Origin of the sequence: Aeromonas sp. s3 (genome assembly GCF_040907805.1) — a bacterium.
Taxonomy (GTDB): Bacteria; Pseudomonadota; Gammaproteobacteria; order Enterobacterales; family Aeromonadaceae; genus Aeromonas; species Aeromonas dhakensis.
Window position 1 is genome coordinate 62,353 of record NZ_JBFOCQ010000021.1, and the last position, 19,602, is coordinate 81,954.

Annotated in this window: 17 protein-coding genes; 11 read left to right on the forward strand and 6 right to left on the reverse strand. The window is 64.9% G+C overall.

Annotated features, from left to right (window positions below):
• Window positions 1–6: 6 nt before the first annotated feature.
• From AB5Y98_RS10965 to ompA, 4 genes are all read left to right on the forward strand, one after another.
• The gene (locus AB5Y98_RS10965) at window positions 7–951 is read left to right on the forward strand and encodes a branched-chain amino acid transaminase (protein WP_368231896.1); all 945 of its coding nucleotides are present in this window, start codon (window positions 7–9) and stop codon (window positions 949–951) included.
• Window positions 952–1,097: 146 nt separating this feature from the next.
• Window positions 1,098–2,939 carry a dihydroxy-acid dehydratase gene (gene ilvD, locus AB5Y98_RS10970; RefSeq protein ID WP_368231897.1) on the forward strand — a complete coding sequence of 614 codons (1,842 nt, stop codon included), beginning with the start codon at window positions 1,098–1,100 and terminating at the stop codon, window positions 2,937–2,939.
• A 3-nt stretch (window positions 2,940–2,942) separates the two neighbouring features.
• Window positions 2,943–4,463: a threonine ammonia-lyase, biosynthetic gene (gene ilvA / locus AB5Y98_RS10975; RefSeq protein WP_368231898.1), complete on the forward strand. Its 1,521-nt coding sequence runs from the start codon at window positions 2,943–2,945 to the stop codon at window positions 4,461–4,463.
• A gap of 245 nt (window positions 4,464–4,708) precedes the next feature.
• Window positions 4,709–5,815 (forward strand): porin OmpA, encoded by a 1,107-nt coding sequence (gene ompA / locus AB5Y98_RS10980; protein ID WP_368231899.1) that lies wholly within the window; start codon window positions 4,709–4,711, stop codon window positions 5,813–5,815.
• Window positions 5,816–5,865: 50 nt separating this feature from the next.
• Here the strand turns inward: ompA and AB5Y98_RS10985 are convergent, their stop codons facing one another.
• Window positions 5,866–6,264 carry an HPP family protein gene (locus AB5Y98_RS10985; protein WP_368231951.1) on the reverse strand — a complete coding sequence of 133 codons (399 nt, stop codon included), beginning with the start codon at window positions 6,262–6,264 and terminating at the stop codon, window positions 5,866–5,868.
• A 137-nt stretch (window positions 6,265–6,401) separates the two neighbouring features.
• Between AB5Y98_RS10985 and AB5Y98_RS10990 the strand changes: the two genes are divergently transcribed.
• Both AB5Y98_RS10990 and AB5Y98_RS10995 read left to right on the forward strand, forming a co-directional pair.
• Window positions 6,402–6,956 carry a TetR/AcrR family transcriptional regulator gene (locus AB5Y98_RS10990; RefSeq protein WP_368231900.1) on the forward strand — a complete coding sequence of 185 codons (555 nt, stop codon included), beginning with the start codon at window positions 6,402–6,404 and terminating at the stop codon, window positions 6,954–6,956.
• A 52-nt stretch (window positions 6,957–7,008) separates the two neighbouring features.
• Window positions 7,009–8,136, forward strand: a complete 1,128-nt coding sequence (locus AB5Y98_RS10995; protein WP_368231901.1) for a hypothetical protein — start codon at window positions 7,009–7,011, stop codon at window positions 8,134–8,136.
• Between the two features lie 79 nt (window positions 8,137–8,215).
• Here AB5Y98_RS10995 and priA read toward each other — a convergent pair whose 3' ends face one another.
• Window positions 8,216–10,423 (reverse strand): primosomal protein N', encoded by a 2,208-nt coding sequence (priA, locus tag AB5Y98_RS11000; protein WP_368231902.1) that lies wholly within the window; start codon window positions 10,421–10,423, stop codon window positions 8,216–8,218.
• 148 nt (window positions 10,424–10,571) lie between these two features.
• On the opposite strand from priA, the gene rpmE reads away from it, so the two are divergent.
• The 3 genes from rpmE to AB5Y98_RS11015 all read left to right on the forward strand — a co-directional run bounded on the left by rpmE (window position 10,572) and on the right by AB5Y98_RS11015 (window position 13,785).
• Window positions 10,572–10,787: a 50S ribosomal protein L31 gene (gene rpmE / locus AB5Y98_RS11005; RefSeq protein ID WP_005306787.1), complete on the forward strand. Its 216-nt coding sequence runs from the start codon at window positions 10,572–10,574 to the stop codon at window positions 10,785–10,787.
• A gap of 127 nt (window positions 10,788–10,914) precedes the next feature.
• A complete protein-coding gene (locus AB5Y98_RS11010; RefSeq protein WP_368231903.1) occupies window positions 10,915–12,348 on the forward strand; it encodes a DUF2867 domain-containing protein in 1,434 nt (477 codons plus the stop codon).
• A gap of 180 nt (window positions 12,349–12,528) precedes the next feature.
• A complete protein-coding gene (locus AB5Y98_RS11015; RefSeq protein WP_005306781.1) occupies window positions 12,529–13,785 on the forward strand; it encodes a malic enzyme-like NAD(P)-binding protein in 1,257 nt (418 codons plus the stop codon).
• 76 nt (window positions 13,786–13,861) lie between these two features.
• Here the strand turns inward: AB5Y98_RS11015 and AB5Y98_RS11020 are convergent, their stop codons facing one another.
• The 4 genes from AB5Y98_RS11020 to trmA form a co-directional block, all read right to left on the reverse strand.
• A complete protein-coding gene (locus AB5Y98_RS11020; protein ID WP_010635722.1) occupies window positions 13,862–14,044 on the reverse strand; it encodes a hypothetical protein in 183 nt (60 codons plus the stop codon).
• Between the two features lie 54 nt (window positions 14,045–14,098).
• The gene (gene rstB, locus AB5Y98_RS11025) at window positions 14,099–15,424 is read right to left on the reverse strand and encodes a two-component system sensor histidine kinase RstB (RefSeq protein ID WP_368231904.1); all 1,326 of its coding nucleotides are present in this window, start codon (window positions 15,422–15,424) and stop codon (window positions 14,099–14,101) included.
• A 116-nt stretch (window positions 15,425–15,540) separates the two neighbouring features.
• A complete protein-coding gene (rstA, locus tag AB5Y98_RS11030; protein ID WP_019840333.1) occupies window positions 15,541–16,251 on the reverse strand; it encodes a two-component system response regulator RstA in 711 nt (236 codons plus the stop codon).
• Between the two features lie 243 nt (window positions 16,252–16,494).
• Window positions 16,495–17,628, reverse strand: a complete 1,134-nt coding sequence (trmA, locus tag AB5Y98_RS11035; protein ID WP_054543722.1) for a tRNA (uridine(54)-C5)-methyltransferase TrmA — start codon at window positions 17,626–17,628, stop codon at window positions 16,495–16,497.
• A 170-nt stretch (window positions 17,629–17,798) separates the two neighbouring features.
• Between trmA and AB5Y98_RS11040 the strand changes: the two genes are divergently transcribed.
• Together AB5Y98_RS11040 and AB5Y98_RS11045 are read left to right on the forward strand one after the other, a co-directional pair.
• Window positions 17,799–18,941: a DUF5610 domain-containing protein gene (locus AB5Y98_RS11040; protein ID WP_279451938.1), complete on the forward strand. Its 1,143-nt coding sequence runs from the start codon at window positions 17,799–17,801 to the stop codon at window positions 18,939–18,941.
• Window positions 18,942–19,028: 87 nt separating this feature from the next.
• Window positions 19,029–19,562, forward strand: a complete 534-nt coding sequence (locus tag AB5Y98_RS11045; RefSeq protein ID WP_279973355.1) for an ATP--cob(I)alamin adenosyltransferase — start codon at window positions 19,029–19,031, stop codon at window positions 19,560–19,562.
• Window positions 19,563–19,602: the final 40 nt, after the last annotated feature.

Sequence of the window (19,602 nt, forward strand, 5' to 3'; positions counted from 1 at the left end):
AAGCCAATGTCACAGCCTTCCCAATCCGCCACTCATCCCCAATACATCTGGTTCAACGGCAAACTGGTGCCCTGGCAGGATGCCCAGGTGCACGTGATGAGCCACGCCCTGCACTACGGCTCCTCGGTGTTCGAAGGGGTGCGTGCCTACGACACTCCCAAGGGAACCTGCATCTTCCGTTTGCAGGAGCACACCCGCCGCCTGTTCGATTCCGCCAAGATCTACTGGATGGAGGTTCCCTACAACGAGGCCGAGATCAACGAGGCCTGCCGCACCGTGGTGCGCGAGAACGGCCTGAAAAGCGGTTACCTGCGCCCGCTGGCTTTCATAGGTAACGTGGGCCTTGGCCTGCATCCTCCCAAGGATGCCAAGGCCGACGTGATCGTTGCGGCCATTCCCTGGGGCGCCTATCTGGGGGAAGAGGGGCTGAAAAACGGGGTGGATGTGTGTGTCACCTCCTGGAACCGGCTCGCTCCCAACACCATTCCCACCGGCGCCAAGGCGGGCGGCAACTACCTCTCTTCCCAGCTGATCAGCCGCGAGGCCAAGCGCAACGGCTTCGCCGAGGGGCTGGCGCTGGACGTGAACGGCTACCTGAGCGAAGGGGCGGGGGAGAACCTGTTCCTGGTGAAGAACGGCGTGCTGTTTACCCCGCCCGCTACCGCGGCCATCCTGCCCGGCATCACCCGCGACACCATCATGACGCTGGCCCGTGATCTGGGTTACGAGGTGCGCGAGCAGGCGTTGCCCCGCGAGGCGCTCTACGTCGCAGACGAGATCTTCATGACCGGCACGGCGGCCGAGGTGACCCCGGTGCGCTCCGTCGATCGGATGCAGGTGGGCGCCGGTTGCCGCGGCACGGTGACCGAGCAGATGCAGAACGCCTTCTTCGGCCTGTTCAACGGCCAGACCGAAGACAAGTGGGGCTGGTTGACGCCGGTGGCTGACTGACAAATGAGGGGAGGCGATGTGCCTCCCCGAGTCGCTTCCGGTCAGGGCACAGTGCGGTGCCCTCACCAGGATCGATTCCCGATCCGAGAGTCACTTTTTCATTTCCAAAGATAATGAGCCCGCTGGGCATTCAGGGAGTAGAGACAATGCCGAAGTTGAGATCCGCCACCACCACCCACGGACGTAACATGGCCGGGGCCCGCGCCCTCTGGCGTGCCACCGGCATGACCGATCAGGATTTCGGCAAGCCCATCATCGCCGTGGTCAACTCCTTCACCCAGTTCGTACCGGGCCACGTCCACCTCAAGGATCTGGGTCAGCTGGTCGCCCGCGAGATCGAGGCCGCCGGCGGGGTCGCCAAGGAGTTCAACACCATCGCCGTGGATGACGGCATCGCCATGGGCCACGGCGGCATGCTCTACTCCCTGCCGTCGCGCGAGCTGATTGCCGACTCGGTGGAGTATATGGTCAACGCCCACTGCGCAGACGCCATGGTCTGCATCTCCAACTGCGACAAGATCACCCCGGGGATGCTGATGGCCGCCCTGCGCATCAACATCCCGGTGATCTTCGTCTCCGGCGGCCCGATGGAAGCGGGCAAGACCAAGCTCTCCGACCAGATCATCAAGCTGGATCTGGTGGACGCCATGATCCAGGGCGCCGACCCCAAGGTCTCCGACGCCCAGAGCGAACAGGTGGAGCGCAGTGCCTGCCCCACCTGCGGCTCCTGCTCCGGCATGTTCACCGCCAACTCCATGAACTGTCTGACCGAGGCGCTGGGTCTCTCCCAACCGGGCAACGGCTCGCTGCTGGCGACCCACAGCGATCGCGAGCAGCTGTTCAAGCTGGCGGGCCAGCGCATCGTGACCCTGGCCAAGCGCTGGTATGAACAAGATGATGCGAGTGCCCTGCCGCGCAACATCGCCACCAAGGCGGCGTTCGAGAATGCCATGGCGCTCGACATCGCCATGGGCGGCTCCACCAATACCGTGCTGCACCTGCTGGCGGCGGCCCAGGAGGCGGGCGTCGACTTCACCATGGCCGACATCGACCGCATGTCGCGCAAGGTGCCCCAGCTGTGCAAGGTGGCGCCCTCTACCCAGAAATATCACATGGAAGACGTGCACCGCGCCGGTGGCGTCATCGCCATCCTGGGCCAGCTGGAGAAAGCGGGTCTGGTGCACGGCGACGCCCGCAACGTGCTGGGCACCTCGCTGGTGGAGCTGCTGGCCGAGTATGACGTCAGCCGCCAGCCCAGTCAGGAGGTGGTGGACTTCTACCGCGCCGGCCCGGCCGGCATCCGCACCACCAAGGCGTTCAGCCAGGATTGCCGCTGGCCGGAGCTGGATCTGGACCGCACCGAGGGCTGCATCCGTTCGCTGGACAACGCCTACAGCCTGGAGGGCGGCCTCGCCGTGCTCGCCGGCAACCTGGCGCTGAATGGTGCCATCGTCAAGACCGCCGGGGTGGACGAGGAGAACCTCACCTTCCGTGGCCCGGCCCGGGTATTCGAGAGCCAGGACACGGCGGTCGCCGGCATTCTGGATGGCACAGTCCAGGCAGGTGAAGTAGTGGTGATCCGCTACGAGGGTCCGAAAGGGGGCCCCGGCATGCAGGAGATGCTCTACCCCACCACTTATCTGAAATCCATGGGCCTCGGCAAGGCGTGTGCGCTGATCACCGACGGCCGCTTCTCCGGCGGCACTTCGGGTCTCTCCATCGGTCATGTCTCGCCGGAGGCAGCCTCCGGCGGCACTATCGGTCTGGTGGAGGATGGCGACATCATCAACATCGACATCCCGGCTCGCAGCATGGTGCTGGAAGTGGCCGACAGCGTGCTGGCTGCCCGCCGCGTCGCCGTCGAGGCCCGTGGCTGGAAGCCGCTCGATCGCCAGCGTCAGGTCTCCTTTGCCCTGCGCGCCTACGCCATGTTCGCCACCAGCGCAGATAAAGGCGCGGTGCGTGATCGCACCCTGTTGGGGGAATAAGTCATGGTCTCTGCGGCGGATTATCTACGCAAGGTGCTGCTCTCCCCCGTCTACGAGGCGGCGCGGGTCACCCCCTTGCAAACCCTGAAAAAACTCTCCGAGCGGCTCGGCAATCACGTCAGTCTGAAGCGGGAGGATCTGCAACCGGTCCACTCCTTCAAACTGCGCGGTGCCTACCACAAGATTGCCACCCTGACCCAGGAGCAGAAGGAGCGCGGCGTCATCGCCGCCTCTGCCGGCAACCATGCCCAGGGGGTCGCCCTGTCGGCCGCCAGGCTTGGTATCAAGGCGATCATCGTGATGCCCAAGACCACCCCGGACATCAAGATCGATGCGGTGCGCCGCCAGGGCGGCAACGTGCTGCTGTTCGGCAACAGCTTCGACGAGGCCTACGGCGAGAGCCGCCGTCTCGCCGAGTTGGAGGGCTACACCCTGATCCCGCCGTTTGACGACGTCGAGGTGATCGCCGGGCAGGGCACCATCGGCAAGGAGCTGCTGGAGCAGGATACCCATCTCACTCACGTCTTCGTGCCGGTGGGTGGCGGCGGCCTGGCCGCCGGGGTGGCGGTCTACATCAAGCAGCTGCTGCCGGATGTGAAGGTGATCGGGGTGGAGGCGGAGGGCTCCGCCTGCCTCAAGGCCGCGCTGGAAGCTGGCGAGCCGGTCAATTTGGAGCGAGTCTCGCTGTTTGCCGACGGGGTGGCGGTCAAGCGCATCGGCGAGGAGACCTTCCGCCTGTGCAACCAGTATCTGGACGAGGTGGTGACCGTTTCCAATGACCAGATCTGCGCCGCGCTCAAGGACATCTTCGACGACTGCCGCGCCATCGCCGAACCCTCCGGCGCCCTGTCCCTGGCGGGTCTCAAGGCCTACAGCGAGCGGGAGCAGGTCAAGGGTGGCCGGATGGCGGCCATCCTGTCCGGCGCCAACGTCAACTTCCACAGCCTGCGCTACGTGTCGGAGCGCTGCGAGATCGGCGAGAAGCGCGAGGGCATGCTGGCGGTGACCATCCCCGAGCGCAAGGGGGCCTTCCTCGACTTCTGCCGTCAGCTCGGGCCCCGAATGGTGACCGAGTTCAACTACCGCTACGCCGATGCGGAGCAGGCCTCGCTGTTCGTCTCGGTGCGCCTCAGCGGCGGCGACGAGGAGCTGGGTCAGATCATCGATCAGCTCGGTGGCAATGGCTATCCGGTGGTCAACATGACCGAGAGCGAGCTGGCCAAGAACCACGTGCGCTACATGATTGGCGGCCGCCCGGCCCGGCCCCTCGGTGAACGTCTCTACAGCTTCAAGTTTCCGGAGCAGCCTGGCGCCCTGATGCGTTTCCTCGAGACCCTCGGCTGTCGCTGGAACATCAGCCTGTTCCACTACCGCAACCACGGCGCTGACTATGGCCGGGTGCTCTGTGCCTTCGAGCTGCCGGACGAGGACGTTGCGTCATTCCACGACTACCTGCACGAGATTGGCTACGGCTGGAAAGAGGTGAGCGATGACCCCGCCTATCGGCTGTTTCTGGCCAGCTAGGTGCGTTGCAAGCAGCAAGAGGGAGGCCATCGGCCTCCCTTTTTCATGGTGCTGCCGGCGCATCCGCGAATACCCCTGCATGGGGCGTTTTGCGGTCGGGAATGCCGGGCGCTTCACACTCTTGAGTCCCAAGTCATTTGAGGCTGACAACAGATGGGATAACCTGATGGGCGGGGCCGGGTTTGCCCCATCAGGGAAGAGAGGCGCAAGAGCGCCCATCACGACTCATTGCAGAGGCTTTTACCATGAACAAATCGATACTTGCCGTGCTGGTCAGCGGCCTGCTCGTCAGCGGGGCCGTGCAGGCTGCCGCTCAGGACAACACCTGGTACGTCGGCGGCAAGGCCGGCTGGTCCAAGTTCTTCGACGTGGATCAGAAGCAGGTCGTCTCCGACACCCTGGGGGCGCTGCAAAACACCAGCACCAGCAAGGATACGCTCGGGCTGGGCGCCTTTGCCGGCTATCAGCTCAACCCCAACCTGGGCTTCGAATTCGGTTATGACTGGTTCGGCAAGTACACCTCGTCCGGCGAATTGAGCGGGGTGAGGGTGGAAGGGGAAGCCAAGAGCCAGATGATCCAGACCACAATGAAGATAGGGTTCCCGGTCAACGATGCGCTGGATCTCTACGGCCGGATCGGCGGCGGTTACGCCTGGACCAACAGCGAGTTGTCGGCCCAGACGGCCACCGACTTCATCAAGGATACCGGCAACAAGCATGGCGCCGTGTTCGTCGGGGCGCTGGGGGCCGAATACGCCATCGACCGTGACTGGGCCGCCCGCCTCGAATACCAGTACACCACCCCGCTCGGGGATACCTCCCTCGATCGTTCCGGCATCGAGATGGACAACGGCCTGCTGGCCTTCGCCATGCTCTATCGCTTCGGCCAGCAGGGCGGCGAAGTGGCTGCTCCCGCACCGGCCCCGGCGGCGGCGCCTGCTCCCGCCGTGGTGGTGGTGCCCAAGACCTTCAGCCTGAGCTCGGACGTGCTGTTCGAGTTCAACAAGGCGACCCTGAAGCCGGCTGCAAGCCAGGCGCTCGACGCCCTGTTCAGCCAGATAGTGGCGGCCAATCCGAAAGACGGGGTGGCAACCGTGATCGGCCACACCGATCGCATCGGCTCCGATGCCTACAACCAGGCGCTCTCCGAGCAGCGCGCCCGCAGCGTGGCAGACTATCTGATTGCCAAGGGGCTGTTTGCCGACAAGGTGCGGGTCGAGGGGCGCGGCAAGTCCTCTCCGGTCACCGGCAACAACTGCAGCAGCGGCTCAAGACCGGCGCTGATCGCCTGTCTGGCACCGGATCGGCGGGTGGAAGTGCGACTGGAGGGGGTCTCCCAGCAGGCGCAATGACCAGAGTGACAGCATGAACGACGAGGGAGGCCCAGGTCTCCCTCGTCTGTTCAGCCGGTACCAAGCCGTCGCTGCCATTTGACCCGCTGGAAGCCGTAGCCCAGCAGGATCAGCAGCAGGGCGCCGGGCAGTACCGTGTGCCACAGAAAGGGCCACTGCTGCCCCGTCATCAACACCAGCAGGGGGTTGGCGCCGGCGGGCGGGTGGATCAGATCCAGCCCCTGCATCAGCGTGATGGCCAGCCCCACGCCCAGAGCCAGTTGCAGCTCCAATGGCAGGGGCAGCTCCTGTACCAGCAAGCCGACGGTGGCCGTCAGCAGATGGCCGCCGAGCACATTCCACGGCCGTGCCAGCGGGCTCGTCGGCAGGGAAAACAGCAACACGCAGCTGGCCCCGAAGGGCGCCATGATCAGGGCGGCATGCCAGCTGATGTTCAACCAGCCCAGCACGCCTATCGCCAGTGCCGCCCCCACTCCTGCCCACAAGGGGCCATACCATCTCGTCATCACGGTTTCCTTCTTGGTTTGTCAGCCGTGATTAGGCACATTAGGTAGACAGATCGGTGTACTTCAAGGGGAAAAACGCGATGAGCGAAAAACGGCAGCAGCTGGTGGAGACGGCCTACCGTCTGTTCAACCGCCATGGCTTTCACGCCACCGGCATCGACCGCATCTGGGCGGAGGCCGGCAGCACCAAACGCACCCTCTACCGCCATTTTCCCACCAAGGATGCCCTGATCGAGGAGGTGCTGCAGTCCCGCGAGCGGGAGTTCTTCGCCCTGCTGGAAGCGCGCCTGCAGGGGCAGGAAGGGCGGGAGAGTCGCCTGCACGCCCTGTTCGACGGTTTCGGGGAGTGGTTTGGCCGCAGCGACTTCTATGGCTGCAACTTCATCAACGCCAGCGCCGAGTTTGCCGATCCCCGTCACCCGGTTCGCAAGCTGGTGGTGGCGCACAAGCAGGAGCTGCTGGATTGGGTCTGCACCAGGCTAGATTGCCACGAGGCGCAAGCCACCGGCATCTGCCTGTTGCTGGAGGGGGCCGTGGTGATGGCGCACAGCTATCAACAACCGCTGGCACTGGTGCAGGCAAGGTTGCTGGCATTGGCGCTGTTATGTGCCGATGGTGAGGTGCCTGCCGGCTGATATAGCCAATCGGTGTTAAGCCCGCCCCGGCAGCTGGTCGATAACTGACCAGATGTATGGCGCCGAGGGCGAAGATATGCGCATCGATCACTACGACCTCCAGGGGGAGGTGCAATACCAGCAACAGCAGGCCCAGGCCCGCAAGGTGCGCCGGCTCGGCCCCGTGCCGCCAGCCAGCCAGGTACAGTCCCCTGCCACGGCGCCGGCGGACTCTACACCCGTTGCTGCCAGCGGCAGCAGCCAGCTCACCTTCACCCGCAGCAGCCTGCTGACGCTGCAGATGGCCAGCCGCAGCGCCGCCGGTGCGGCTCAGAGTGCCCCTGAACCGGCGTCGGCCAAGTCCACCGAGACCGGCAAGAGCGAACAGGATGGCATGCCCAACGACGGGCTCGACAATCGCCAGCGGCTCATCAAGCTGATGATCGAGGCCATGCTGGGCCACAAGATAGAGCTGCCGGATCCCATCAAGCCGGCCGAGCAGGGCGCGGAGGGGGTGAGTGCCCCGACGGGTGAGGGGCCCCAGCCTGCTGCCGAGCCGGATCAGCTGGTGGAGGTGACCGACAGCCTGCTGCAAAAGGAGCAGCTCAACGTGGTGGCGGCGGCGAATGTGCAGACCCAGGATGGCCAGACCCTGCAGCTGGATCTTGGATTTGTGCTGGACTGGCGTCAGCTCGACATCAGCCAGCGCCGTACCACCCTCAATGCCTTAAAGGATCCGCTGGTGCTCAGTCTGGATGGAAAAATCGCCGGCCTGACCGACGCCCGGGTCAATTTCGACCTCGATCAGGATGGCAAGGCGGACAGCCTGCCCGGCCTGAGTGAGGGGAGCGGCTTCGTGGCGCTGGATCGCAACGGCAACGGTACCATAGATGACGGCGGCGAGCTGTTCGGCGCCCGCTCCGGCAACGGTTTTGGCGAGCTGGCGACCCTGGATGAGGATGGCAACGGGGTGCTGGACGAGCGGGACAGCCAGTTCTCTGCGCTGCAGTTCTGGCAGCCGGACCAGTCCCCCATCGCCCTGGTGGAGCTGGGGATAGGTGCCATCCTGCTGCATCCCCTCGACACCCCCTTCAACCATCTGGGGGAAAACGGCAATCAGGGGGTGTTGCGCCAGTCCGGCCTCTATGTGACCGAGCAGGGCAAGGGCGGCTGGGTGCAGCAGGTCGACCTGCGGGTCTGAACCCTGCGCCCGCATGGCAAACCCGGTCGCTGACGCTGCACGTTGATGACCGCTTCACCCTCAGCAACCAGCACCTGACTCAATTCAGCTCGGTGGGGTCTATGTCGAGGCTCCAGCGTACCCGCTTGGTCTCGGGCCACCCCTCCAGCTCCTTCACCGCCCAATCCAGCAGCTGGGCCAGTGGCGCCCGGTTCGGCCCCTGTACCAGCAACTGCATGCGGAACTTGCCCGCCTTGCGCTCCATGAAGCCGCTGATGGGCCCCAGCACCTGCACATGTGGGTAGCGGGCGCTGCGCAGGGTGTCGGCGAGGCGGGCGAGGAACAGCTGCACCTCGTCGCGGCCGTTGGCCTCGGCCCGAAACAGCCCCTGATAGCTGAACGGGGGCAGCCCCAGCAGGCGGCGCTCCTTCAGCGCCGTGTCGGCGAAATGGCCGTAGCCATTCTGGGTCAGGTCCTGCAGCAGGGCGTGCTCGGGATGGTGGCTCTGCAGCACTACCAGCCCCGGCTTGCTGGCGCGGCCGGCGCGGCCCGCCACCTGGGTGTAGAGCTGGGCCAGCTTCTCGGCGGCGCGAAAATCGGCGCTGAACAGGGCGCCATCCACATCCAGCAGCCCCACTAATGTCACATCCGGGAAGTGGTGGCCCTTGGCCAGCATCTGGGTGCCGATCAGGATCTTGTACTTGCCCGCCTTGATGTCGCCGAGGTGGGTCTCCAGCTCCCCCTTGCGACGGGTGTTGTCCCGATCGATGCGCACCACCGGATATTGCGGGAACACGGTGCCGAGCAACTGCTCCAGCTGTTCGGTGCCCACCCCGGAGCCGATCAGTTCGTTGCTACCACACTCGGGGCAGTGGTGGGGCAGCGGACGCACGCTGTCGCAGTGGTGGCAGTGCAGCCGTCGCCCGGCCTGGTGCCAGGTGTACCAGGCGTCGCAGCGCTCGCAGGCGGCACTCCAGCCGCACTGGTGGCAGATCAGGGCCGGCGCATAGCCGCGGCGATTGAGAAACAGCATCACCTGGTTGCCGGCCGCCAGATGCTCCGCCATCAGCTGCTCCAGCTGGGGGGAGAGGCCGGCCTGCAGTCGCACGTTCTTGATGTCCAGGATCACCTGGCGGGCGGTCTGGGCGTTGCCGGCGCGCCGGGTCAGGCTGAGGTGGTGATACTTGCCGCTGCGGGCGTTGTGCAGCGTCTCCAGCGACGGGGTGGCCGAGCCCAGCAGGATGGGAATGCCGGCACGGTGGGCGCGCATCACCGCCAGATCCCGCGCGTGGTAGCGAAAGCCGTCCTGCTGCTTGAAGGAGCCGTCGTGCTCCTCGTCGATGATGATGATGCCGAGGTCGTGAAACGGGGTGAACACGGCGGAGCGGGTGCCGATCAGGATGGCGGCACCGCCGTCGCGGCAGGCCAGCCAGGCGTCGAGCCGCTCCCGATCGTTCATGGCCGAGTTCATCGCCACCACGGGTACGTTGAAGCGGCGGCGAAAGCGGTTGATGGTCTGCGGGGTGAGGCCTATCTCCGGCACCATCACCAGCGCCTGCTTGCCCGCCTTGAGCAGGGGCTCGAGGATGCTCAGGTAAACCTCGGTCTTGCCGGAGCCGGTGATGCCGTCCAGCAAAAAGGCGCCGAACCTGTCGCTCTGGCTGGTGACGGCAGAGACCGCCAGCGCCTGCTCGCCGTTGAGACGCAGCCCCTCGCCCGGCTCGAAGCGGGCGGCCCAGTCACCCTCATGGCTTGGCTCCAGCGAGCGTTTCTCCAGCAGCCCCTTCTTCTCCAGTGCGCTGAGTGCTGCACTCTGGATCTCCTCCTGCTTGAGGGCGGAGGGGGTCTGCGGCCCCTTGCGCAGCAAGGCGAGCGCCTGCTGCTGCTTGGCCGCCCGCTTGAGCTCGTTGAGATCGACCGCCATGCCGGCCTCGGTGGCGAACCAGAACTCCAGCTCGCGATAGGCGGCGGGCTCCCCCTTGCGCACCAGCACCGGCAGGGCGTGGGGCAGCACCTCCCCCAGCGGGTGCTGGTAATAGCTGGCACTCCAGTTCATCAGTGCCAGGATATCCGGCCCCAGCACTGGCGCCGCATCCAATACCCGCTTGATGGGTTTGAGCTTGTTGCGCGGCACCTGGCTCTCGGCCGGGTGATCCACCACCAGTCCGACCAGGGTTTGCGGGCCGAACGGGATCTCGACCCGGCAGCCGGGGGTAGGCAAGGGCAGGGGGGAGAGATAGTCGAAATGACGGCGTAACGGCACCGGCACAGCCACACGAACCAGATCCAGCGTTTGGGAAGAATTCACCAGAGATTGCCTATTTTTTCTGCGAAGCCACTTGCCTGATCTCAGGCATTTCCTATATTATTCGCAGCCTTTGAAACTGTGTTCAACAATCGTGTGGTGTCCGACAGAAGATCGGATGGCGACACGGCCTATTACTTTGAGGTTGTCCATGAAAGCTGGTATCCACCCTGACTACGTAGCCATCACCGCCAAGTGCTCTTGCGGTAACGTCATCAACACTTTCTCTACCGTTGGTAAAGATCTGAACCTGGACGTGTGCTCCGAGTGCCACCCGTTCTACACCGGCAAGCAGAAAGAAGTTTCTAGCGGCGGCCGCGTAGACAAGTTCAACAAGCGTTTCGGTGCGATGACCACCAAGAAGTAATTTTACTTCTGAAGAATTCTGAAAAAGGCGCCCACTGGGCGCCTTTTTTATTGGTCGGCGTTCTGTCAGGGCCCGCTTTGCCCTATGGTGGTGTGGTTGACGAGGGATGCAGAGCAGGAGCGAGTGAATGAGGAATTGTCTGGTGATGGGGGCGGCGGGTTACATAGGTTCTTACCTGGTGCCCCATCTGCAGGAGCTGGGTTATCGGGTGATTGCCGGGGCGCGGCGCCCCTGCCGGTTGCCGCCCGGGGTGGAGTTTCGCCTCGCCGACAGCCTCAAGCCCATCACCCTGCTGCCTGCGCTGGCAGGCATCGACACCGTCTTCTATCTGGTGCACGCCATGGGGGCGGGGGCCGACTTTCACCGGCTGGAGCAGCAGGGGGTGAAGAACTTCGCCGCCGCCGCCCGCGCCGCCGGGGTGCGCCGCATCATCTATCTCGGCGCCATCCAGCCCGAACCCTGCAACAGCCGCCATCTCAACTCCCGCCGTCACTGTGGTGAGCTGTTTCGGGGCGCCGGCGTGCCGACGGTGGAGCTGCGCGCCGGCATCATCATTGGCCCCGGCTCGGCGGCGTTCGAGGTGATGCGGGATCTGGTGTTCAACCTGCCGCTGATGGTGACCCCCAAGTGGGTGCGCTCGCGCACGCCGCCGATTGCACTGTCCAACCTGCTGCACTATCTGGGCGGGCTGGTGGAGGCCGAAGGGGTGGACGGCCAGATCTTCAACGCCGCCGGCCCGGAGCTGCTCAGCTATCAGCAGCAGTTGCAGAAGTTCGCCGCCCATATCGGCAAGCGCTGCCCCATCATTCCCATCCCCTTCCTGAGCCCGCGCCTCTCCGCCTGGTGGCTGCAGTTTGTGACCTCGGTGCCGCAACCTGTGGCCAAGGCGCTGGTGGGCGGCCTCAAGCACGACATCCCGGCCGACGACGGCCCGTTGCGGGCTCTGCTGCCGCAAACCCTGCTCAGCTTCGACGAGGCGCTGGCCGAGAGCCTCTCTCTGGAGCAGCGGCTCGGCGCCGAACAGCAGGGGGAGGATACCCCGCTCGGCCTGCGCTGGCGTCATCCCGAGTACGGCTTCTATGACCGCACCGCCAGCGGCGATGCCCTCAGTCTCGCCTCGCCGGAGGTGGTGTGGCAGGAACTGCAGCAGCTGGGGGGCGAGCAGCGCTACTTCTACATGAACCAGCTGTGGGTGGTGCGCGAATGGATGGATCACCTGATCGGCGGCCCGGCGCTGACCCGCGGTCGCACCAACCCGGATCGCTTCGTGAAGGGGGACATGCTGGACTCCTGGCAGATCCTCGGGGTGGACGAGGGGCGCAGGCTGGATCTGCTGTTCAACATGCGGGCCCCCGGTGTCGGTCGGCTGGAGTTCAACATACTGCCGGAGGAGTCGGGGCTGACCCGGCTCAAGGTGACGGCCCACTGGCATCCGCAGGGGGCCTGGGGGCTGGCCTACTGGCTCGCCATGCTGCCGTTCCACCTCTTCATCTTCCAGGGGATGACGGAGGCGATCGCCCGGAAGGCGGAGGCCAGGGCGGGAATCCCCGTCATGGATTGAAACCATATCTATAACTAAATAGGTAGTGGTAAGTGGTATGACATGCTAATTACTGGCTTGTCATTGGCGGGTTGGCGATACTTTCCTCTGTGAAAGCCCGGTGGTTTTCTTTATGATCCCCAGCCCTCGCCCGTGGGCGAGCCAATGCACCACTCATTCACTACCGTATCGGGGTCCCCCATGTCCGATCAGCAGCACGATCTCCGCCAACAGGCACTCGACTATCACGCCCAGCCCGTGCCGGGCAAAATCGCCATCGCCCTCACCAAGCCCGCCGAGACCGCCCGCGATCTGGCACTGGCCTACAGCCCGGGCGTCGCCGAGCCGGTGCGCGAGATCGCCGCCAACCCGGCCGATGCCTACCGTTATACCGGCAAGGGCAACCTGGTGGCCGTCATCTCCAACGGCACCGCCATCCTGGGGCTGGGCAATCTGGGCCCGCTGGCCTCCAAGCCGGTGATGGAGGGCAAGGCCCTGCTGTTCAAGCGCTTTGCCGGCATCGATGCCATCGACATCGAGGTGAAGCACGACACCAGTGCCCAGTTCATCGACACGGTCGCCGCCATCGCCGACACCTTCGGTGGCATCAACCTGGAAGACATCAAGGCCCCCGAGTGCTTCGAGATTGAACAGGCGCTGATCGAGCGCTGCGACATTCCGGTGTTCCACGATGACCAGCACGGCACCGCCATCGTCACCGCCGCCGGCCTGCTCAACGCGCTGGAAGTGCAGGGCAAGCAGATTGGCGACAGCCGCATCGTCTGCATGGGGGCCGGCGCCGCCGCCACCGCCTGCATGGACCTGCTGATCAAGTGTGGCGCCAAGCCCCACAACATCTTCATGCTGGATCGTCAGGGCGTCATCCACAGCGGTCGCACCGATCTCAACCAGTACAAGCAGCGCTTCGCCAACGACACCCCTCTGCGCACCCTGATGGAGGTGATGGACGGGGCTGACGTCTTCGTCGGCGTCTCCGGCCCGGACGTGCTGCCTGCCGAGGCGGTAGCGCTGATGGCCGCCAACCCGGTGATCTTCGCCTGCTCCAACCCGGACCCCGAGATCAAGCCGGCGCTGGCCCACGGGGTACGTGGTGACCTCATCATGGGGACCGGTCGCTCCGACTACCCGAACCAGATCAACAACGTGCTCTGCTTCCCCTTCATCTTCCGCGGCGCCCTCGACGCCCGTGCCAGCCGCATCAACGATGCCATGAAGATTGCGGCGGTCGAGGCGATCCGTGGTCTGGCCAAGGAGCCGGTACCGGCCGAGGTGCTGACCGCCGCCGGCGTCAGCGAGCTGGCCTTCGGCAAGGATTACGTCATTCCCAAGCCGATGGATGCCCGTCTGCTGCCGCGCGTCGCCCGCGCCGTGGCGCTGGCGGCGGTGGAATCCGGCGTTGCCCGCATCGCCCTGCCGGCGGACTACATGCTGGGCTGAGTCACGGCAAGCGTGCAGAAAACAGAAGGGGCCCCATGTCGGGGCCCCTTTTTATTACGGGAAGCTTGCTGGTCGATTACTTGGTCTTGGGAGCAACCTTGACGGCCGGCGCTTTGGCGTGGGCAGCCTTGTGGTGTTTTTTCACGACCTTGGTCTGGGTAGCCTGGGGAGCGGCAGCCTTGGTCGGGGTGGCAGCCATGGTGAAGCCGGAGGTCAGGGCGAAGACAGCAGCCAGGCTCAGGGGGATCAGCTTGTTCATATTCCAGTTCCTCATTCGGGTTGATGACATGGAGCGTTTCTCCATGACTTCATCCTAGGGCTGTTCCGCCTGTGGTTCAGTGAGTGACTGGTGACGGTTTGTATCCAAATGTACAGGCAGCATCAGGCAGAAACGGGCACCGCTGTTGCTCGGCAACAGCTGCACCTCGCCGCCGTGGTGGCGGGCTATGCTGCGCACGATGGCCAGCCCCAGCCCGGCGCCGCCGGTGCGTCGGTCGCGGCTCTGATCCAGCCGCACGAAGGGCTCGAAGATCTGCGGCGCCAGCGCGGGATCGATGCCGGCGCCGTCGTCGGCCACCTCCAGCAGATAGTGATCCTGCTGGCGCGTCATGCTGAGGGTCACCCGGCCGGCGGCGTGGCGCAGGGCGTTGCCGATGAGGTTCTCCAGCGCCCGATCGAGCAGGCGGATGTCGCCGCGCCAGGGCAGGGCCATGGCTGGGCGCACAAAGTCGAGCCGTTTGTCCGGTCGCAGCGCCTGCCAGTCGGCGAGGCGGCTGCCGGCCCAGCTGCCGAGCTCCAGCTCGCTGCACTGCAGCGGCAGCTCGGGGCGATCGAGCCTGGCGTAGGTGAGCATCTCCTCGATGAGGGCGTCCAGCGCGCCGAGATCCCGCTCCAGCCCCTGCTGCTCGTCGGTCGAGGGGGCGGGATCCAGCATGGCGAGCCGATAGCGCAGCCGCACCAGCGGGGTGCGCAGCTCGTGGGCGATGGCGTCGGTCAGCTGCTTGCGGCTGGCCAGCATGGCCTGCAGCTGCTCGGTCATCTGGTCGAAGGTGCGGCCGACCCGGCCCAGGCTGCTGCCGGGCGGCAAACGGGTGCGGCAGGAGAGATCGCCGTCGCCGACCCGGCGGGCGGTCTGTTCGAGCTGCTGCAGGCCGCGCCAGTGCGGGCGCAGCCAGAGCAGGATCGGCAGCCCCAGCGAGAGGCCGATGGCCAGCAGCAGCCCCACGTCGACCCAGTGCAGCTCGTGCAGGTAGGAGAGATAGGGGACGGGGCCGACGATCAGCACCTGATCGGTGCCCGGAATGCGCTGCAGGAAGGTGTCATCCTCCTCGACGATGACGATGTTGCCCGCCTCCAGGAAGGCCTGATCCTCGCTGGCCAGCGGTTGGTTGGCGAGGGCGCCGATCTGCAGCGGCAGGGTGAGCTGGCGGCTCTGCTCCGCCATGCGGGCGGGCCAGTGTTCGGCCGGCAAGCGGGCCAGCTCGCCGGTGAGCAGGCCGAGAGAGCCCTGCATCATCCGCTCCAGATAGCGATCTCCCGCCCGCTCGGCGGTGACCTGATAGACCATGCCGACCAGCAGGATGGCCAGGGTGAAACAGCCGATCAGCAGCAGATAGAACTGGATAAACAGGCGTCGCATCGGGCTCTCCTCTTGCCTGGATTGCGTCTGGGCATTGCCTTGTTGCCCCCTCATCCCCAACCCTTCTCCCGCAAGGGGAGAAGGGAGCAGAGAGCATCAAGGTCATTCGGCGGGGCTTATTCCCAGGCCTGGGGTACCAGTAGATAACCTTTCTGGCGCACCGTCTTGATGCGGGTCGGGTTGCTGGTGTCATCCCCCAGCTTGCGGCGCAGACGGGAGATGGCCACGTCCATGCTGCGATCCTGGCCGTCGTAGTCACGACCGCGCAGGCTGCGAAACAGCGCCTCGCGACCCAGGATCTGGCCGGCGTGGCAGGCCAACTCCCACAAGAGATCGAAATCGGCGGTGGAGAGGGGAATACTGTCGCCGTCGAGGCGCACGTCCCGGCCCGGCCCGTCGATCTGCAACCGGCCGAACTGCAGGCGCTGGGGCGGCGTACCGGCGACCACGGGCTGCGGGGCCTGTTGCCCCTGCTGGCGGAACTGGACCCGCAGCCGGGCCAGCAGCACGGGGGGCGGCGTGGTCTTGAGGATGTAGTCGTTGGCCCCCAGCTCCAGGCTCAGGATCTGGTTCATGTCGCTGTCGAGGGAGGTGAGCATGACGATGGGGCCGGCAAAGCGCGGGCGCAGATCCCGGCACAGGGAGAGACCATCCTGACCCGGCAGCATGATGTCGAGCAGCACCAGGTCCGGCTGCTCGGCCTCGACCCTGGCCAGCGCCCGATCGCCCCTCGGCTCCAGCAGCACTTCCATGTCGTGGCGGGCCAGCCAGCTGCTGATGAGCTGGCCTATCTCGGGATCATCTTCAACAAAAAGAATGCGTTGCATGGCGGCATGACACCCAGACTGTGGCGCGGATGCGCGTGCCGCCAGCATAGCGGCTCCGGCCGCCCCATGCACTGGGATAAATAATCAAACAGGGCCCGCGGGCCCTGTCTTGTCTTGCTGGTCAAGCGGGGGCTCTGCCCCGGCGGCATCAACCCGCCTTGCGTTTGAGATAGACCCCGGCTTCCATGTCGTGAACCCAGGGGGAAGTGGTTCGGACAGGGCGACGTGCTCTCCCCTGTGGCATCAACCCGCCTTGCGCTTGAGATAGACGCCGGCTTCCATATGGTGAGTCCAGGGGAACTGATCGAACAGGGCGAAGCGGGCGATCTCGTGGGTTTCGCCCAGCACCGCCATGTTGGCCTGCAGGGTCTCGGGGTTGCAGGAGATGTAGAGGATGTTGTCGTAATCCTGCACCAGCTTGACGGTGGCGTCGTCGAGGCCGGCCCGGGGCGGGTCGACGAAGATGGTGTTGCACTGGTAGGCGGAGAGATCCACCCCCTTGAGGCGGTTGAACTCCCGCTCGCCGCGCATCGCCATGGTGAACTCCTCGGCCGACATGCGCAGGATGATCAGGTTGTCGACGCCGTTGGCGGCGATGTTGAACTGGGCGGAATCCACGCTCGGCTTGGCGATCTCGGTGGCCAGCACCTTGCTAAAGTTCTGCGCCAGCGCGATGGAGAAGTTGCCGTTACCGCAGTAGAGCTCCAGCAGGTCACCCTCGCTCCCCCTGGTCACGTCCAGCGCCCAGCCCAGCATCTGTTCGTTGATGGCGGCGTTGGGTTGGGTGAAGCTGTTTTCCACCTGCTTGTAGATCAGCTCGCGGCCTTGCACATTCAACCGTTCGATGACGAACTCCTCCCCCAGGCAGATTTTCTGCTTGTGGGCGCGGCCAATCAGCTGCAGCTCGAACCCCTGAGCCCGCAGGTCGGCCTGCAGCGCCTCGGCGGCCTGCTGCCACTCGCTCTCCAGCTTGCGGTGGTAGAGCAGGCTGACGCAGATCTGGCCGGACTGGGTGGAGAGGTAGTCGATCTGGAACAGCTTGCGGCGCAGCACGGGGTGCGGGCGCAGCCCCTCCAGCAGCACCGGCATCAGCTGGTTGATGAGGCGGCTGGCGGTGGGGAACTGGTCGACCCGGATGATCTCCTTGGTGGCCGGCGCATACATGCAGTGGTACAGGTCGTCACCGTCGTGCCAGATGCGAAACTCGGCGCGCATCCGGTAGTGTTCGGCGGGGGAGGCGTGCACTTCCAGCGCAGGCAGGGTGAAGTCGGCAAACAACCCGCAGAGGCGCTCGCGCTTCTCGTCGAGCTGGGCCTGATAGTCGGCCGGGGTTCGAAGGGGCGCCGGGTCGGCGGAAACCTGCTGGGATTGGGTCATGATTTACCTCACATGCACACCGGTCTGGCCGGGACGAAATCGGGGGAAGCCTGCGGCCACCCAAAGGGGCCCGATTTTAAAAGGCCGCTGCGGATTGTCCAGCATTTTGTGGTCAAGAAGTGTGCAGTCAGGCCGATAGCTGATCTACAGGCATGGTGGGAGGACACATTATGCAGATCGACGGAGTGGGCGCGGCCCAACCCAAGGGAGTGGGTGTTGCTCCCAAATCGCCCCAGCAGGCGGAATCAAAGCAGACCAACAACGAGGATGAAGTCTCGTTGCACAAGGCGCCGAAATGGGCGCAAGTGCTGGTGCAGCAGGCGCTGCAGTTCGCGCTGGAGATCAACGGCCAGGGCTACAAGGCGCCCAAGGCACAGGATCAGCCGGAGGCGGTGACCCCGGATACCCTGTTCGACTTTCAGTCGGTGGCCGACAACGTGCTGCAGTTCGTCACCGGCCGGCTGGGGGCTGCCCGGGCCGACGGCAAGTCGGACGACAGCCTGACCGGCATGATGGAGCAGGCCCGCAAGGGGGTGGACAAGGGCTTTGGTGACGCCAGGAAACAGCTTGGCGACTGGGCGGACAACGAAGACATCAAGACCGGCATGGATCAGAGCTACAAGCTGATCCAGGAGGGGCTCGACCAGTTCGAGAAGGAGTTCTTCGGCAAGGTCTCCACCACCGACATGGGGCAGGCCGAGATGGCCAGCCGCCAGCAGGGCTCGCTGGAGATCCAGACCAAGGATGGCGACAAGGTGGTGCTGCGCTTCAACGACAGCTGGCAGACCAAGTCCCAGAAGGATGACAGCGGCAGCCAGTTCAGCCTCAAGTCGAGCCAGAGCTTCAGCTTCTCGCTGGAGGGCAACCTGAGCAGCGAGGAGATGGACTCCATCGGCAAGCTGGTCAAGGGGATCGACGATCTGGCCGGCAGCTTCTTCTCCGGCAATTTCGACGACCTGTTGAAGAAGGCGGGCGAGCTGAAGCTGGATGACAGCCAGCTGGCCTCCTATTCGCTCAAGCTCAAGCAGAGCCTCAAGCTGAGCCAGACCTATCAGGGGGCGCACTCCCTGCAGGAGATGCTCAAGCCGCTGGCCGACTACCTGCCCAAGCTGGATCAGGTGCAGCAGCAGGCGGATTCTCTGCTGCCGGCATCCCAGCAGCAGGCGCTGACGCCGGCGGTGCTGGCGGCCCGTGGCCAGAGCGATCCGGCCCAGGTGGGCAGCTTCACCAGCTTCAACCAGCGGATGCTGGATGCGCTGCGGATGATCGGCCAGTTCCAGCCGGCGACGGATGCCAGCAGCAAGAGCGTTTGAACCGTTTCGAATCGAGGACCATGACCGGCCGTTTGCCAGCTCCTGCGGGGGCTGGCAAACTGGCCTTTTTCCCGATCCGGCTGCCCCATGAACCCGAAAAAGCCCAGAGACAAGCGCGAGCTTTGCTACCCCTTCATCTTCGAAACCCAGTTCCAGTGTGACTACGAGATCGCCACCGACGAGCTCTGCTGCCAGGTGGGCGCCGTGTTGTCACTCCTGGCACCGGATGCCGAGCTTGCGCCCATGCAGGCGGATCTCGCGGCGCTGCAGCGGCTTATCTACAACCTCAACGGCTCGGTGCGCGGCCGGCTCGGCATCTTCGAGGAGGATCTGGCGTGGCTGAAGGGGCGTTACGATCACTACAACGAGGCGAGCCGCGGCCGGGTCACCGGTTTCGTGCTGCCGCAAGGGCCGCAGCCGATCCCGACCCTGCATCTGTGCCGCTGCGGCAGCAAGAAGGTGGTGCGGCTGCTGGTGCGGTTGGAGGAGAGCGGGGTGTGCTTCGACCCCATCCTCTATCGGTTCGCCAACCTGCTGGCCAACTTCTTCTTCGTGCTGACCGTCTACCTCAAGCAGCTGTGGCAGGTGGAGGAGGTGCCCTACGTCAGCATCAACTACTGAATACGGCCAAAAAAGCTTTTGTTTTTCATGAAGATCAAAC